The organism is Acinetobacter guillouiae CIP 63.46 (assembly GCF_000368145.1).
In the GTDB taxonomy this organism is placed as follows: Bacteria; Pseudomonadota; Gammaproteobacteria; order Pseudomonadales; family Moraxellaceae; genus Acinetobacter; species Acinetobacter guillouiae.
Genome location: NZ_KB849283.1, coordinates 1355145 through 1371905 on the forward strand (window position 1 = coordinate 1355145; position 16761 = coordinate 1371905).

13 protein-coding genes are annotated in these 16761 nt (G+C 38.9%); 7 read left to right on the forward strand and 6 right to left on the reverse strand.

The window, feature by feature from the left end:
* Positions 1-170: 170 nt before the first annotated feature.
* From mutS to F981_RS11485, 4 genes are all read left to right on the forward strand, one after another.
* Positions 171-2825 (forward strand): DNA mismatch repair protein MutS, encoded by a 2655-nt coding sequence (mutS, locus tag F981_RS11470; protein WP_004721684.1) that lies wholly within the window; start codon positions 171-173, stop codon positions 2823-2825.
* 175 nt (positions 2826-3000) lie between these two features.
* Positions 3001-3531, forward strand: coding sequence for a GNAT family N-acetyltransferase (locus F981_RS11475; RefSeq protein ID WP_035371558.1), 531 nt, complete (start codon positions 3001-3003; stop codon positions 3529-3531).
* Between the two features lie 359 nt (positions 3532-3890).
* The gene (gene fdxA / locus F981_RS11480) at positions 3891-4214 is read left to right on the forward strand and encodes a ferredoxin FdxA (protein ID WP_004721686.1); all 324 of its coding nucleotides are present in this window, start codon (positions 3891-3893) and stop codon (positions 4212-4214) included.
* Positions 4215-4354: 140 nt separating this feature from the next.
* The gene (locus tag F981_RS11485) at positions 4355-5074 is read left to right on the forward strand and encodes a D-Ala-D-Ala carboxypeptidase family metallohydrolase (protein WP_004721687.1); all 720 of its coding nucleotides are present in this window, start codon (positions 4355-4357) and stop codon (positions 5072-5074) included.
* Between the two features lie 171 nt (positions 5075-5245).
* Here the strand turns inward: F981_RS11485 and F981_RS11490 are convergent, their stop codons facing one another.
* Entirely contained in the window at positions 5246-6778 is a 1533-nt protein-coding gene (locus F981_RS11490) for a pyridoxal phosphate-dependent decarboxylase family protein (protein WP_004721689.1), read from the reverse strand.
* Positions 6779-6781: 3 nt separating this feature from the next.
* Positions 6782-8155 (reverse strand): diaminobutyrate--2-oxoglutarate transaminase, encoded by a 1374-nt coding sequence (locus F981_RS11495; protein ID WP_004721690.1) that lies wholly within the window; start codon positions 8153-8155, stop codon positions 6782-6784.
* A 500-nt stretch (positions 8156-8655) separates the two neighbouring features.
* On the opposite strand from F981_RS11495, the gene F981_RS11500 reads away from it, so the two are divergent.
* The 3 genes from F981_RS11500 to F981_RS11510 all read left to right on the forward strand — a co-directional run bounded on the left by F981_RS11500 (position 8656) and on the right by F981_RS11510 (position 12954).
* A complete protein-coding gene (locus F981_RS11500) occupies positions 8656-9363 on the forward strand; it encodes an SIMPL domain-containing protein (RefSeq protein WP_004721692.1) in 708 nt (235 codons plus the stop codon).
* 474 nt (positions 9364-9837) lie between these two features.
* Positions 9838-12042 carry a TonB-dependent receptor family protein gene (locus F981_RS11505; RefSeq protein ID WP_035371568.1) on the forward strand — a complete coding sequence of 735 codons (2205 nt, stop codon included), beginning with the start codon at positions 9838-9840 and terminating at the stop codon, positions 12040-12042.
* Positions 12043-12183: 141 nt separating this feature from the next.
* A complete protein-coding gene (locus F981_RS11510) occupies positions 12184-12954 on the forward strand; it encodes a sulfite exporter TauE/SafE family protein (protein ID WP_004721696.1) in 771 nt (256 codons plus the stop codon).
* A gap of 99 nt (positions 12955-13053) precedes the next feature.
* Here the strand turns inward: F981_RS11510 and F981_RS11515 are convergent, their stop codons facing one another.
* From F981_RS11515 to F981_RS11530, 4 genes are all read right to left on the reverse strand, one after another.
* The gene (locus F981_RS11515) at positions 13054-13374 is read right to left on the reverse strand and encodes a nucleoside triphosphate pyrophosphohydrolase family protein (protein ID WP_004721698.1); all 321 of its coding nucleotides are present in this window, start codon (positions 13372-13374) and stop codon (positions 13054-13056) included.
* A gap of 165 nt (positions 13375-13539) precedes the next feature.
* The gene (locus F981_RS11520; protein WP_004721701.1) at positions 13540-14175 is read right to left on the reverse strand and encodes an SMI1/KNR4 family protein; all 636 of its coding nucleotides are present in this window, start codon (positions 14173-14175) and stop codon (positions 13540-13542) included.
* A 387-nt stretch (positions 14176-14562) separates the two neighbouring features.
* Complete coding sequence (locus tag F981_RS11525; RefSeq protein ID WP_004721703.1) at positions 14563-15657, reverse strand: fatty acid desaturase family protein; 1095 nt, start codon at positions 15655-15657, stop codon at positions 14563-14565.
* Between the two features lie 12 nt (positions 15658-15669).
* A complete protein-coding gene (locus F981_RS11530; RefSeq protein ID WP_004721704.1) occupies positions 15670-16737 on the reverse strand; it encodes a ferredoxin reductase in 1068 nt (355 codons plus the stop codon).
* Between the last annotated feature and the right edge of the window lie 24 nt (positions 16738-16761).

The following is a 16761-nucleotide window of genomic DNA, read 5'->3' on the forward strand; positions in this document are numbered from 1 at the left end:
TTTGTTTCCTCACACATTGTTGACTCAATTTTGGCACTAATAAAAGTACACTAAAGCGATGCTTTTTCCTTTGCTTAGGTCAGATTTGCACAGAAGTTGTTAGAATTGGTTAGATAGCCAAACTTTCAAAATAAACTTATTTATTATTTAAATTTAGAGATTTAACATACATGAATAGCATGGAAACAATGGCTGACTTATCCTCCCACACCCCTATGATGCAGCAATATCTAAAAGTAAAAATGCAGCATCCACACTCTTTAATGTTCTATCGCATGGGCGATTTTTACGAACTGTTCTTTGACGATGCAAAAAAAGCCGCAAAACTTTTGGGTATTACCCTCACTCATCGTGGTAAAGCCAATGGTGAACCTATTCCAATGGCAGGTGTTCCATACCATGCTGCGGAAGGCTATTTGGCGCGTTTGGTTAAAAAAGGCGAAGCGGTTGTCATCTGTGAGCAAATTGGTGAAGTCACAGGTAAGGGACCTGTTGAACGCGGTGTAGTGCGAATTATTACCCCTGGAACATTGACCGATGATGCCCTGTTAACCGCAACACAAGCATCGAATCTTGTTGCAATCTGCTTTCAACAAAACCAAATTGGTATGGCACTACTGGATTTAAGTGCGGGTATTTTTAAAGTTCAACAACAAGAATTTAAATCTGAAAGCTTGGCGATTGAATTAGCTCGCTTAATGCCAAGTGAGATATTGGTCGATGAGGACATTGTCGACCCAAATATTATTGAAGATATTAAACGACAAATTGAATGCCCGATTACCAAACGGCCCAATGTCGATTTTAATTTAAATAACGCACAAAAAACCTTATGTGACCAATTCGCAGTTTCCACACTTTCTGGTTTTGGTATTGACCATCTACCCTTGGCTAAAGCGGCTGCCGCTGCACTGATTCATTATGCCAAAGAAACTCAAAAAACTGCGTTACCACATATTCGTTCAATTAAATTAGAACAAAGCTCAGATTTTATTGCACTTGATCCTGTTACACGCCGTAATTTAGAAATTATTGATCCTTTATTTGAGCACGGCATTTCGCTGTTTAGCTTAATCAATGACTGCCAAACAGCAATGGGCGGACGATTGCTGGCACGTACCTTGATGCAGCCCATTCGTGATACTCAAATCTTAGATGCACGTTTAGATGCAACGGATACTTTACTGAAAGGCTACCATGAAAGTCCTGTTCGCTTAGTCTTAAAAGAAATTGGCGATATTGAACGGGTTTTAAGTCGTGTTGCACTTGGCAGTGCACGTCCTCGTGATTTGGTGCAGCTTCGTCAAGCATGTGCACAAATCCCATTTTTAAGACATGCAATCCAACCGATTCTTGAAACTCAACAATCTAAATTGATTGTGCAATTGAATGAAGAATTGGGCGATTTTAATGGATTACACCAACGTTTACTGTCTGCGATTGTTGAACATCCTCCTGTACTATTGCGTGATGGCAATGTAATTGCAGAAGGTTTTGATGATGAGCTCGATGAACTGCGCAAAATCCGTGATCACGCAGGCCAATTCCTGATTGATTTAGAAATCAAAGAGCGAGAAAACACAGGCATCAATACCCTGAAGATTGGTTATAACCGTGTCAGTGGTTACTATATCGAACTCACCCGTGCCCAAGCTGAACAAGCGCCTGATCATTACATCCGTCGTCAGACGTTGAAAAATGCCGAGCGTTATATCACTCCAGAGTTAAAATCTTTTGAAGATAAAGTGCTTTCCAGTGAATCACGTGCGCTTGCGCGAGAAAAACTACTCTTTGAAATGTTACTGGAAGAATTAAGAGCGGATATTGCCAATTTACAAATGATGAGTGCATCGATTGCCCATATCGATTTATTGGCAAACTTTGCCCATCAAGCCCGTTTGAATAATTGGAATCGACCTGAATATAGCCCAGAAATCGGGATCAAAATTACCGCAGGTCGCCACCCTGTAGTTGAGTCACTCAGTAAAACACCATTTACCCCTAACGATACCCTACTCGATTTCAATCATCGTATGGCGATCATTACAGGGCCAAACATGGGCGGAAAATCAACCTTTATGCGTCAAACTGCTCTGATTAGTTTGCTGGCGTATTGTGGTAGTTTCGTCCCAGCTAAAACAGCGAAGTTAGGACCAATTGACCGTATATTTACTCGAATAGGCTCTGCTGATGATTTATCTACTGGTAAATCTACCTTTATGGTGGAAATGACAGAAACATCTCAGATTTTGCACCATGCAACCAATCAGTCTTTGGTGCTTATGGATGAAGTTGGTCGTGGTACAAGTACTTATGATGGACTATCCCTAGCTTGGGCATGTGTGCTTGATCTAACCAAACGAATCAAATGTTTATGTCTCTTTGCCACACATTATTTTGAATTAACTGAACTTTCAAAAGAAGTGGCTATTGATAACTACCATGTGACTGCCAAAGAGTTAAATGGTAATTTGATTCTATTGCATAAAGTACAACAAGGTCCTGCCAGCCAAAGTCATGGTTTACAAGTTGCAAAACTTGCGGGGATCCCTGCGGGGGTGATTAAAGAAGCGCAAAAGCGTTTAAAAATTTTAGAGAAACAACAACAGCAACAATTGCAATCCGTTGTGCAAAATGACTTATTTGCAGAAGTTGAAACCGTTGAGCCTGAAAAGTTTGAACACATCATTGAAATTGAAAAAGTCGTTGAAGTTGAAAAATCATCACCAGTACTCGATGCTTTAGCAAATATTGATGTCGATGATTTAACCCCTCGCCAAGCGCTTGATCACCTCTATGCATTAAAAGCAGCACTAAATGCATAAGCAGTAACAGCTATCCAGTCTAAGTAAGTTTGAAATCCTCTACTTAGGCTGGAAATAACTTGCGTCTATTAATCTTTAAAGAGCAATCTAGACGATAACTTAAGCCAGTCTAAAGCGTAAAATAGCACTCCATAATAGGTGATGGAGTACTAAGTTTTAGGAGAATAATATCAATATCTCACTTAGGCCCTTGCAGCTTTCCGATATAGATCTCATTTGGCAACATATTGATCGACGTGAATTAATCACTCAAATGTATCTACAACAAAAGCAAAATTTACATTTGGTCGATTGTTTTTATGATGTGCAAAGCTGGGATGAATATCATTTAGAAAATGATCCCCTGCTGTTAAAGCAGCATCTTATTCAAGGTGGACGATGTGTGGGCGCATTTAATCAATTGAATCGATTAATTGGTGTGCAACTGGTATCTAATCAAGTCATCACTGATTATCCAGAGGCGAAGCTATTACAATATTTTTATGTCGATGCAAATCATCAAGGCCTTGGTCTTGGTACACAGCTCATGCACTCAGCGATAAAATCAGCTGAGCAACTTGGTGCACAACAACTGTATATTTCAGCAACACCAACCCAGCGTACTGTCGACTTTTATCTTAAACAAGGCGCGCTGGTCTTAGAAAAACCTGATCAGCAATTATGGGAATTAGAACCTGAAGATATTCATCTTATCTATACTTTGTGATGATCTGACTCATACTGAAAATACAGGTCTAAAGAATTCTAAATAGTTCTGAATATAGCAATTGGCTAAAAAAACAGCATACCAAGGTAATAACCCCATTTCGCTTCTGTGATTTAGTCTCATATTTATGTTCTTTTTTGAATATGTTTAGCATTTTTTCACCTATGGCAACATCAAAATTACAGCGCATATTTTAAAAAATGCATAATTCATCACAAGTTAGAAGAATTTTCTATAAAAAAAATTGATTTAGCAGGTTCTTCTATATTAAATATCAATAAAAGCAATTGTTAGTTTGCGGCGTTTTCCCTAAAATACAGCATTATTAATTAGAACCATATTTTTAGGTAGCTGACGCCATGACCTTTGTTGTCACTGAAAATTGTATTAAGTGTAAATATCAAGACTGCGTAGAAGTATGTCCAGTAGACTGTTTTTATGAAGGTCCAAATTTCCTAGTCATTAGTCCAGACGAATGTATTGACTGTGCGCTATGTGAACCTGAGTGTCCTGCAAATGCAATTTTCTCTGAAGATGAACTCCCTGAAGGTCAAGAAGTATTTATTGAATTAAATGCTGAACTTGCTCAAAAATGGCCAAACATTACTCAAATCGGTGATCAACCTGAAGATCGTGAAGAGTGGAATGGTAAAGCCGATAAATTACAATACTTAGAAAAATAAGTATTGTATAAAAAAGATCAGCTTAGGCTGATCTTTTTGCATTTTAATATGTAAATTGTACATTTATTTGCAATTTATCCATAATACACGCGCCAAACTAGACTAAAATAGCCCGTTACTTGCTTTAGCTAATATTGAGAATGAAATTTATTTTGAAAGGTTTACTTGCTGTCGGTGTTACTACAATGATTCTGGCTGGATGTACATCTTCCCCTCAAAAGAATCCAACAATTAGCACGTCGCATGGTCAGCGTATTTACATCCCCGAAGAAAAAATTACGATTGAGCGACCCATTCCTCCTAAAACGATGCCTTCATCTTATCGCCAATGGCTGATCTATGGAGACAATCAATCACGTGCACGTGATTATGAACGTTTTCTTGAACAAAATAATGCTGGAAATATTATTCCTAGTTTTGAGTTATTTAAAACTGCACGGGATTGGGACAAGTGTGGTAAGTCTGAATATATGATTCCAAGCCGTGAGCTTTGGAGTAATCAATTACCGACATTAAAAGTATTTAAATACTTGGTTGCTTCTAAAGTTCTGACTGATTTTACTGTAACCTCAGTATATCGAGACTTACCTTTAAACCAATGTGCCGGTGGTGCTGGATCTTCACGTCACCTATTCAATTCAGCCATTGATTTCCGTATTGGGCCAGAAAATCCGCAACCTCAAGATTATGCGTATATTGAACATACCAAATTCAAATTATGCCAGTTCTGGTCGCAGTATGGTCAAAGCTTAAACATGGGCTTAGGACTGTATGCTTCAGGGCAAATCCATATTGATACTCAAGGATATCGTACTTGGGGACCTGATCTCACCCGTAATAGCTCAATGTGTAATTTTTAATACCCCATATTCAATTTAAAAGAAATCAATAAGATCTCTTTTTTATGACCAAGTCTTTGATCATATTTTAGATCAAAACACCCTTAAATAAAAAACGCCCGATGAAATTCATCGGGCGTTTTTTTGAAATAAAATCAATCTATTTCAAACGTCAATCAACTGGATATCAATCTAGTCAATTGCAGGCGTATAGGTACCATCAGCAATCGCATCTTTAATACGATCCGCTTCTTCTAACACCAAGGCAAGAAGATTCTTCACGTTTTCTAAAGTTGCAACTGGACTTAAAGTGGTCATTTTCAAAGATTGAACCTGTCCAACTTTAGTTACACCAATATTAGCTTCACCACGCGCAAATAATTCATCTGCAACGTTTTGGTTCAAAGTATCAAGCAATTCAACTGGATAATTATCAGGTATTACACGGAATAATACCGATGCAAATTGTGGATCAACCAGCATTTCCAAACCAGCAGTAGCATTGATGTAATCTGCCACTTCACGAGTTAGCTTAACGCCATGGTCAATCATTGAACCATAAAGCTCTTCACCTAGGTTTTCAATCGTCATCCACAATTTCAATGCATCAAAACGGCGTGTAGTTTGTAGAGATTTAGACACTAGGTTCGGTACACCATGTTCTTCATCATAAGCAGAATTTAAATATTCAGCTTCATAATGCATGAAACGATAGTTCGCTTCATCTTTCAACAAGAACGCACCACATGAAATACTTTGGAAATAATGCTTATGGAAATCCAATGTAATCGAATCAGACAATTCAATACCATCAAGCATTGAACGGTAGTCATTCGATAAGATCAGTGCACCACCCCACGCTGCGTCGATATGCATCCACGCGCCATATTTATTGGTGATTTCACGCACTTTCTTCAATGGATCAATCGCACCTGCATCGGTTGTCCCTGCAGTCGCAACGACACAAGCAACAATTTTACCTTCAGCCTGTAAATGCGCCATGGTTTTTTCTAACGCATCAACATCCATCTGCGCATTTTCATTGACTGGAACAGTCACCACAGATTGGAAGCCCATGCCCATCATCGCCATGTTCTTTTGCACAGAAAAATGTGCATTTTCAGAACAGATCACTTTGACATTACGCATGGCATCACTTGGAACGCCATCACGTTGCACAGACCAAGGCAGACCATTTTCGTCTTTCCAGTTCTTGGCAATACACCAGTCACGCGCTAACAATACGCCCATCAAGTTAGATTGAGTGCCGCCAGAGGTGAACACACCTGCCTGACCTGCACCATAACCTACTTTTTGACGCAGCCAGTCGATCAATTGAACTTCCATCAAAGAACCTGCTGGGCTTTGATCCCATGAGTCCATTGATTGGTTGGTCGCATTAATCAAGACTTCAGCAATTTGACTTGTCACCATAGTTGGGCAATGCAAATGTGCTAAAGAGTGTGGATGATGTACTTTCAAACTTTTGTTCAGGAAAAGCTCAACCATACGCTCAAGCGATTGGTGTAAACCTAGACCTTGTTTAGACGGTGCAAAAGAAATCGCTTCACGAAGTTCTTTAATGCTCCCACCTGTATACATTTTGTCATTTTGCAACCATGCTGCGACCGCTTTAGTCGCCTCACCCATTGCTGACTCATAGTCAGCAATAGATTGAGCATCATTGCAGAGTAACGCTTTACGATGTTCTGCAAAATCTACCATGAATTAAGCGCCTCGAACTGCAATAAGAGCCTCTGCAACCGCTTTCTTAAAGCGCGCAATAGCTTCTTCACATTCTTCTTGAGTAATGATCAATGGGCAAAGTAAACGAATCACTGTACCGCTACGGCCGCCTTTTTCTAACAATAATTTATTGTTAAAACATGCCGTTTGAATTGCAGCAGCCAACTGTGAATCCGCAGGAAGAGAACCCATATGATCCGCTTGCTTACGCTCATCCACAATTTCGATACCGATCATTAAACCGCGACCACGAACATTACCAATACATGGGAATTCTTGCGCTAATTTTTTCAATTCAGCTTGTAAGAAATCACCACGTTGTTGCGCATTTTGTGCAAGGTTTTGCTCTTTAATGGTATTGATCGTTGCAAGACCAGTACCCATTGCAAGTTGGTTACCACGGAAAGTACCTGTGTGACCTGCAGGTTGCCAAGCATCAAACTTACGTTTAATACCCAAAACAGCCAATGGTAAGCTACCACCCACTGCTTTTGACATCACCACAACATCAGGTTCAATACCAGCATGTTCAAAAGCAAACATTTTGCCTGAACGTGCAAAGCCCGCTTGAACTTCGTCCAAAATCAACACAATGTTATGACGCTCAGTCACTTCACGGATTTTTTGCAACCATTTCGCAGGTGCTGTAACCACACCGCCTTCACCTTGAATTGCTTCAAGAATCACAGCTGCAGGCTTAGTTACACCGCTTTCGACATCTTCAATGAAGTTTTCGAAATAATAAGTTAAGGCATCAACACCTGCTTCACCGCCAACACCCAACGGGCAACGGTATTCATGCGGGTATGGCATAAATTGTACGCCTGGCATTAAGCCATTTACCGCATTTTTAGCAGATAAGTTACCTGTCATCGCTAACGCGCCATGAGTCATCCCATGGTAACCGCCAGAGAAACTGATAACTGTATTGCGACCTGTATAGGTTTTCGCCAATTTAATCGCTGCTTCTGTACCATCTGCACCAGATGGGCCACAGAACTGTAAGCAATACTCTTCTTGCCCACCCGGAAGTTGTGCAAGCAGTGCTTCAGTGAAAGCATCTTTTAAAGGCGTTGTTAAATCTAAAGTATGTAAAGGGAGACCACTCGCTAAAGTGTCTTGAATACTTTTAATCACCGCAGGATGGTTATGGCCTAATGCCAATGTTCCTGCCCCAGCTAAACAATCGAGGTACTTTGTACCTTCAACATCGGTAACCCAACAACCATGTGCTTCCGCTATCGCTAACGGTAATTTACGTGGATAACTACGAACATTCGATTCCATCTGACTTTGGCGAGTCAAGTAGTATTCGTTTGTGGAAGTGGCAGCAGGATTTACAGAAGTAACGCTCATATCGAATTACCATCTCTGATATGGGTTGAAAGAAATAAGTCGGGTGACTTGTGGTCCTTTGACTCGGTGCTTTATAGAAATCTAGTTAGAGTGCTTTTAATCTTCATAACTAGGAGCGCGATAATACAGTTTTTTACAAGAAAATAAATATCTTTTATGTACTTATCCACACTCCATTTATCGAAAAAAACATTTAGCTAAATCTAATTGGTTATTATCATCATACTATGTGACAAAGCAAAGAAAAGCCGATAATTAAAATCACTTTATAAATCTCAACCACTCTGATCATTTTTTACCACAATCAAACTTGATAAGCTTTTAATTTTAAAAAAAATTTTACTAAAAATAAAATTGCAATTCATATGCAAATTATTACAAATGCACCACAAAATCTGCCATAGTTTTCCGCAAACCAGATTTATGATTAAAAACAGATTCAATTTATACAATATATCTTTCGGTCATAAAATTTAGTCAAACAATTTTAAGGATTCATTATGCGTTATTTAGCTTTAACTACTTTACTCTTGGGAACCACACTGAGCACAATGACGATGGCAGCAGAAAATGACCCGTTAAACTACAATATTGTCAACGTTCAAGCAGATGCGACACGTCAGGTGTCTAATGATGAAATGCATGCTGTACTTTTTATTGAGAAAAACAACAAGCAACCTGCTGAGTTATCTTCTCAAATCACCCAGTTAATGAATCAAGCCATTAGCATTTCCAAAAAGTATCCACAAGTTAAAGTCGAAACAGGCTCACAAACCACTTACCCTGTTTATGACAATGACAACCAAAAATTGAAAGAATGGCGTGGTCGTGCAGAAATTCAAATTGAAAGTAAAGATTTTAAAGCGGCAAGCCAATTAATCAACGAATTGCAAACTAGCTTCCAAACACAATCGATTAATTTCACAGTGTCTGATGAACAACGTAAAAAAGTTGAAAATGAGTTGATGGTTGAAGCTTCAAAGAACTTTCAGCAACGTGCGCAAATTTTAACGCAAGCGTGGAATAAATCGTCTTATAACTTGGTCAATATCAACATCAACACCAGTAACTCTTATCCGCAACCAGTATATGCAGCGCGTGCATCTATGGCTAAGTTCGAAGCTGCCGATGCCGTTGGTGGTCAAAATATGGCAGCGGGAGAATCAAAAATCACAGTCAATGCCAATGGTTCGATCCAGTTTAAATAAGTTTTTGATCAGGGTCTGTAGACATTTCATAAATGGCTTGCGTTGTAGGCTAAAATTGAGCAGGCAAGGCATGAAATGAAGAGAATAGCGAGACTATTTTCGAGTTTCATAACGAAGGCTGAGATAATTTTAGTCACAACCCTTCGGGACTAGCGTGTTTTTTGCCGCTACGTCGTTACAAACTACTTATTTAGCATGACTAAATTTCGTATTTCGCGTCTAGTATCGCCTAAAAAACACACGTAGTCGCAAACGTAGACGAATTGTCAACAGCCCCTAATATAAAGACCGTGCTTATGCACGGTTTTTTGCTATTGCGCTATATAAATTTGCGATTGCAATATAAAAAAGTGAATCTTTGATTAAAAAATCTATTAATTTGAATTAAACAATAGTTTTAAATGATAATCATCCTGATTTAAAAATATGCTTGAAGAGATTAAGATACGCACAATTTCAAATGCCTATCTCTTTATGAAAATTTTAAGCCATAGAACACCTGACTTCGCCCTGTTTAAACCCTCACATCTCAGCCTTGCAATTGCTGTTTCACTTAGCTTTATATCCAATGCTGCTTTTGCCGAGGACAATCAAGAAACTTCAACGCAAACACTTAAAACAATCACCGTACAAGCTGAAGGAAACTGGCTTGAAGCAGCCAATGCTGAAAAAGTTCATAAACATGCAGGCGCACGTACCATTATCGATCGTAAAAAAATGGACGAATCTGCGGTGACCTCTATCCGTGATGCGTTAAAACAAGTGCCAGGGGTTCAGGTTCAGGACAGCAATGGAACAGGTGGTAGTGATGTTTCACTCAATCTGGGTGTACGTGGCTTAACCTCTCGCCTCTCACCTCGCTCCACGGTCTTGATGGATGGTGTTCCATTATCCTTCGCGCCTTATGGTCAACCACAATTGTCTATGGCACCTGTTTCAATGGGCAATATTGAATCTGTGGACGTTGTTCGTGGCGCAGGTTCAGTCCGCTTTGGGCCTCAAAACGTGGGGGGAATCATCAACTTTAATACCCGTGCAATCCCTGAAAAACTATCAGGCTCTGTTGGTTTAACCACTGAATTCGCCACAGGTACCGACCAACTCAAGTACAGTCCAAACCTCTTTATCGGCGGTACGATGGATAATGGTTTAGGTCTTGCGCTACTTTATTCAGGAACCAAAGGAAATGGCTATCGCGAAGCCAATAACGACATAGATATCGATGACATCATGTTAAAGTCGTCATATCAGTTTACAAATGCAGATTCGATTGCACTTAATCTGCATCATTATGAAGGCCGTGGCGAAATGTCAGAGGGCTTAACGACTGCAGATTATGCCAAAAACCCATACCAGTCGAACCAATACCGTAACTATTTTGCAGGTCGTCGTTCAGATGTTTCTGTGAAATATAGCCATAAAGATGAACTCAATAACTTTGAAATCTTAGGCTATTATGTCGATTCATTCCGTACCAGTGATCTAGAGTCAGCTGTAGAAGGTACTGCAAATAGTCGAATTAGTAACTCTCCACGTGATTATAAATATTTTGGCATTGAACCACGTTATTCACGCGCCTACTCTTTGGGCAATATGAATAATGAAGTCACTGTCGGTTATCGCTATTTACAAGAAGACAGTTCAGAGTTTTCGGGTCGTACAGCACCATATAATACTGCAACAGGTACACCGGGTGAACGTCTTTCCAACACCACTAGTGAAGGTGGAACCAAAGCGCATGCCGTGTATATTGATAACCGTTTTGGTCTAGGTGCACTAACCATCACTCCGGGTGTACGTTTTGAGTCTATTAAAACCCATAATGATTATACCGCTTATCAAAATGGTAAATTTATCAATACGGTGCATCCAAAAATTAATTCTGATGAGTTTTTACCAAGCCTTGCAGTGCAATACAATTTCAATGAACAATGGAATGTTTTTGCCAATGCAGCGGTTTCTTTTGGCCCTCAACAATATAACCAGTTGGCTAAAGTCGAAAGCAATAAAGCTGTAACCACTTTAGATGGTCTCCATCCTGAAAAATCCAACAACTATGAAATCGGCACAAAATACCTCGGCAATGGTTTAAATGCTGAATTTACAGTGTTCTATTTAGACTTTGATAAAGAATTATTACTTGAACGCCCAGACACTATTGGAACAGGCATTTGGACCAATCTGGGGGCAACGACTCATAAAGGCGTAGAACTCGGTCTAAGTTATGACTTTGGTAATCTCAACGACTCGCTGCAAGGCTTAAAAGTCTATAGTAATTATACCTTTACCAAAGCAATGTCTGAAGCAGGTAAATTTGCTGGTAAGGACTTACCTTATTATTCACGACATGTTGGAAATTTAGGGCTTGGTTATAGCTTTGACAAATGGTCTGTCAATGCAGATATGTTTGCTCAATCTAAACAACATGCGCCGGGTTCAGGCAATGTTTACCAAACCGTTGAAACGGCAGATGGCCGTACTGGCGATATCCCAGGTTACTCAACTTTTGCTGTGCGTACAGCTTATGATTTTGGGCAAGATTTTTACGGCTTAAAAGTTGCAGGTGGGATTAAAAACCTATTTGATCAAGAATATTTTACTCGTTCATCTGACTCTACAGGTGGTAAATACGTAGGACAGCCACGTACTTTCTATCTACAAACTTCTGTTGATTTCTAATTTTTTGAAAAACTTGTAGATTTACAAAGCATTTAAAACTAATGCGCTAATCTCATGGATTGAGATTAGCGCTTTTTAATTACTTTTATTTGAATATATTCTATGATTATTCTCTTAAAATAGCAGTTAGAACAATCTGTAATGGAATACGAGACAATACTTCTGAGTTTAGGCTTCTTCGCTTTTTGTGCGGGTTTAATTGATGCTGCGGTCGGTGGAGGTGGATTAGTTCTACTCCCAGCACTAATGCATGCCTTTCCCAATCAAAGTCTCGCCACAGTTTTTGGAACCAATAAAATCATTGCCATGGCAGGGACTGTATCTTCTGCATTTGCTTACTTTAAGAAAGTTACAATCAATTGGAAACTTATACTACCCACAATGTTGGCAGCATTTATATTTTCTTTTTTAGGTGCAATGTCAGTTTCATTGATACCTAAAGAGTTGATGCGTTATATTGTATTCTTTTTACTGATCTTGATTGCGATCTACACCTTTGCCAAAAAAGACTTAGGTAAAATCCATACTGTGTTACAGACGGGTAAAAAAGAAATTGCGTTAGGTTTATTTTTTGGCGCATTAATTGGATTTTATGATGGAATTTTTGGCCCAGGGACAGGTAGTTTTTTACTCTTTCTGTTTGTGAAAGTATTTGCTTTTGATTTTTTAAATGCTTCTGCATCTGCCAAATTGGTCAATGTCGCTACCAATATTGCTGCCATGTTTTTCTTTATCCCTTCTGGGCATATTTTATGGATGGCTGGCATCATTTTAGCAGTTTGCAATGTTTTAGGCTCACTTGCGGGTACCGCTTTAGCATTTAAATATGGAAGTGGTTTTATTCGTATTTTCTTTTTAATTTTACTGGTATTTTTAATTGGCCGAATGGGCTATGACTTATTTATCGGTTAGTCATTCATACTAAATATACAAATTGAAACAAGCCCGCCAAAATGCGGGCTTCTAAACTAACATTATAAAAAAACTTCCTATGGAAGTTTTTTCAAAAATTTAAATCTTTTCAGCTTTATCTAAAAAGTATTGTGTGGCTTCAGTTAAATCCATATCTAATTCATTGGCAATAATAGCTAACCACCAAACACATTCACCTAGCTTATGCTGCAACTCTTGCTGAGCATCGCCTTTGTGTAGCCACTTCCCCGTCTGCGCCATGACTAATCTCCCAACCAATCCAGCATCAGATAAAAATGCCAAAGCATCCTCTTGCACTGTCCATTCAGCATGATGATTTATTCGCTCTAGCTCATGATAACGTTCTCTGATTTTTACTGAACGTGCTACAACCTCATCAACCGTTATTTTATGATCCATCATTTTGCTCGTTTAAAAATTAGAGCTTACTTGATTTTGTAAAATTGATTCGATTAGAAATGTAATACGTTCAAAACTGAGTGTGTAGCAATAATCGCTATTGATACACTTTTTATGAGTGAAGCGTTCAAACATAATTTTATAAAATGATTTTTCTAAAAAAATCTAAGTAAAATCAGAACGTGCCCAGCGTTCACTCATATGCCAATTGACCAGATCAATAGCTGCATCACTTTCTAAAAACTCATTTTCATCTTCTAAAGCATCTTCATTCAACTGATATAAGTCATTGTCTAAATCATCTGAAAATTGTTGAAGTAAATCGGTAATCGAGTTAGCGACCAAAATCCCAACATCATATTCATGATCAATAAAGATCACCTGCCCAATTTGACCTACGGCGGTGGGGACTAAATCCACATACAAACCTGTTCGCCCACCATCGTGCGCAAACTGAACCCAATCTCGATGGTGGGCATTGGTTGGATTGATTTGTGGGTCAGCATGTTGAAGTACAAATAACTCATCAACTAGATCTGCAAGGTCAGCACGTTTAGTTTCAATATTGGTCAGCGATAAAAATTCCATACCATAAAATAAACTGCCTAAATTTTCCTCTTCATTCATCCCATTATGCCAACAGTACAACTGTTTAAAATCTTCAGGTAAGTGTTTAGAAAGCCTTTGTTCAAATTGTTCTATATCAGCAATACTTGCAGCAGGATTGAGTGATTGATTTGCGATCTTTGCCGCATGTTGCGCTAACCAATTTTGTATATTTTCTAATTGTTTTTGAATCATGTTCTTCTCATTTATCTTAGGGTCTGTTGACATTTCATAAATGGTTTGGGTTGTAGGCTAAAATTGAGCAGGCAAGGCATGAAACGAAGAGAATAGCGAGACTATTTTCGAGTTTCATAACACAGGCTGAGATAATTTTAGCCACAACCCTTCGGGACTAGAGTGTTTTTTGCCGTTACGAGTTACCTTGCGAAACGTTGTTTCTCATCATTTAGAATGACTAAATTTCATACTCCGCGCCTAATATCGCCTAAAAAACACTCGCAGTCGCAAACGTAGACGAATTGTCAACAAACCCTTATAACAGTCAAATAAACTTTACTGAAAAACCCAATCATTGACAATAAAAAAAGCCACTTAAAAGTGGCTATAGCTTTAGGAAATCAACTACTTTTTAAATGGAAATGCATATTTCACAATACGTCCAAGGACTTGACCATACTGCTTAAACAAACTTGCATTGTTGTAGTTTAAACCATACTTTTTACATACCGCTTCAACTTTGGGCGCCATTTTACGATAGCGACGAGCAGGCACTTCAGGGAATAAATGATGCTCGATTTGATGGCTCAAATGTCCCGTCAAAATATGAAATGCTTCTGAACCGGTTAAATTCGAAGAACCTCGAATCTGGCGCATATACCAATGTCCACGACTTTCATCCTGTAAAACAGTTTTAGGGAACACTTCGACATCTTTGGTAAAGTGACCACAGAAAATGATACTAAATGTCCAAATATTACGGATACCATTGGCGACTAAATTACCTGTAAATACAGGTAAAGCTGCTGGACCAGCAATCACGGGGAAGAAAAGATAATCTTTAAAAAACTGTTTACCAATTTTCTTCTGGGTCGGCTTCCACTCTTCTTTAAACTGCGCCCAAGTTTTACGTTTATAAACCAATTTACCAATTTCAAGGTTTTGGATTGCAACGCCCCATTGGAACAATAGACAGAACGGAATTGCATATAAAGGCTGCAATAAAAAACCCGGTTTCCAACGTTGCTCAGGAAATAAACGCAATAAACCATAGCCGATATCATCATCCATACCTTTGATATTGGTATAGGTATGATGCTTATAATTATGGGTCTGGCGCCAATTGTCAGAGGTTCCAACAATATCCCATTCGTAAGTTGTACCTTTAAAGCGTGGATCATTCATCCAGTCATATTGTCCGTGCATGACATTATGACCGAGTTCCATGTTTTCCATGATCTTGGCAAAACTCAGTAAACCTGTACCCAGTAACCATGCAGGTGGAAACCAACCCGCAAATAAGCATGCTCGGCCTAAAATACTACTATAACGGATAGCGGCATATACTTTTTTGATATATTTGGCATCTTTTTCGCCAATATCATCTAAGACTTCTTGCTTAATCGCATCTAGCTCGCGCGCTAAAGCATCTAGCTCAGTCTGGGTCAGTTCACGGTTTTTGGTGTTTTTAAAATATTGAATTTTAACTGGCATATTCATGATAAAACTCGCTTAAAGATCAATAACTAAATCAGTTTTGGCAGTATTTACACAAATTCTCAGCAAATTATTTGGTTCAAAATTTTCTTGACCATTAACTAAGTTTTTTGTGGCACCCTGTGCTTTATTACATGCACATTTATTGCAAATACCCATTCTACAACCATGTTCTGGTTTGATATTTTGTTGTTCTAAGCCGACTAAAATGGCTTGACCTTTGGGGATTGCAACCACTTTATTGGATTTGGTTAATGTGACATTGATAAAACCGGTGTCATCAGAAATCACTGGGCTTAGGCTAAATGCTTCGCTTTTGAGTACTTTGGCCTGTTTAAATAATTGCCCAGCTGTTGCGACAAAACCTGAAGGACCACATACATACACCGTACTTTGCTCAAGATTTTTAATGATATGTAAGTATTCATTATTTAAACGTGCGTCTGCGGGTACTTCTTGGGTATAGAACACATCAAATTTAAAATCAGGATACTGTTGAGCAAATTGCTCAAACTGTTGTTTAAAGGCAACGTCTGCATTTTTTTTAACCCAATACATTAAATGTACTGGCTGACGATCAAGCTGCTGGTTCGCTGCCAATGCCTGAATCAAGCTATACATCGGCGTAATACCACTGCCCGCAGCGACCAGAATCAATGGACTGGCAACTTGAGGCAATAACATATCACCATAAGGTCGACCAAATTCAATCACTTCACCCACTTGGGCATGTTCAAACAACCAGTTACTCACAATGCCTTTTTCTACTTTTTTTGCCGTGAGTAGTACATGTTGTGTATCTAATTGAGTCAGACTATAGGTACGTTCATAACGACGACCATTGATTTCGACAGTGATCGGATGATGCTGCCCAGCTAACCCCATTTTAAACAAACGGTTAATTTTGATGGTTAAGCTGATCGTATCTGCGGCGGATTGTTCTTTTTCAACAATTTTCCCCAAAGCTTGTTGAACTGACCACAATGGATTAATTTTCTGTAGCCAAAAATTAGTCGTATGAGTACCTAACACCATATCAAATATAGCGTTTACGGGAGATTTTTGCTTTTCAATAGCGTGCATACTAGGCTCACCATCTGAGTGATT

Bases quoted from the DNA above. Each gene is read 5' to 3' on its own strand.
- F981_RS11525 (WP_004721703.1), bottom strand. From the start codon at position 15,657: ATGAATATGCCAGTTAAAATTCAATATTTTAAAAACACCAAAAACCGT.
- F981_RS11495 (WP_004721690.1), bottom strand. From the start codon at position 8,155: ATGAGCGTTACTTCTGTAAATCCTGCTGCCACTTCCACAAACGAATAC.
- F981_RS11515 (WP_004721698.1), bottom strand. From the start codon at position 13,374: ATGGATCATAAAATAACGGTTGATGAGGTTGTAGCACGTTCAGTAAAA.
- F981_RS11500 (WP_004721692.1), top strand. From the start codon at position 8,656: ATGCGTTATTTAGCTTTAACTACTTTACTCTTGGGAACCACACTGAGC.
- F981_RS11490 (WP_004721689.1), bottom strand. From the start codon at position 6,778: ATGGTAGATTTTGCAGAACATCGTAAAGCGTTACTCTGCAATGATGCT.
- F981_RS11485 (WP_004721687.1), top strand. From the start codon at position 4,355: ATGAAATTTATTTTGAAAGGTTTACTTGCTGTCGGTGTTACTACAATG.
- F981_RS11520 (WP_004721701.1), bottom strand. From the start codon at position 14,175: ATGATTCAAAAACAATTAGAAAATATACAAAATTGGTTAGCGCAACAT.
- F981_RS11505 (WP_035371568.1), top strand. From the start codon at position 9,838: ATGAAAATTTTAAGCCATAGAACACCTGACTTCGCCCTGTTTAAACCC.
- F981_RS11530 (WP_004721704.1), bottom strand. From the start codon at position 16,737: ATGCACGCTATTGAAAAGCAAAAATCTCCCGTAAACGCTATATTTGAT.
- fdxA (WP_004721686.1), top strand. From the start codon at position 3,891: ATGACCTTTGTTGTCACTGAAAATTGTATTAAGTGTAAATATCAAGAC.
- F981_RS11510 (WP_004721696.1), top strand. From the start codon at position 12,184: ATGGAATACGAGACAATACTTCTGAGTTTAGGCTTCTTCGCTTTTTGT.
- mutS (WP_004721684.1), top strand. From the start codon at position 171: ATGAATAGCATGGAAACAATGGCTGACTTATCCTCCCACACCCCTATG.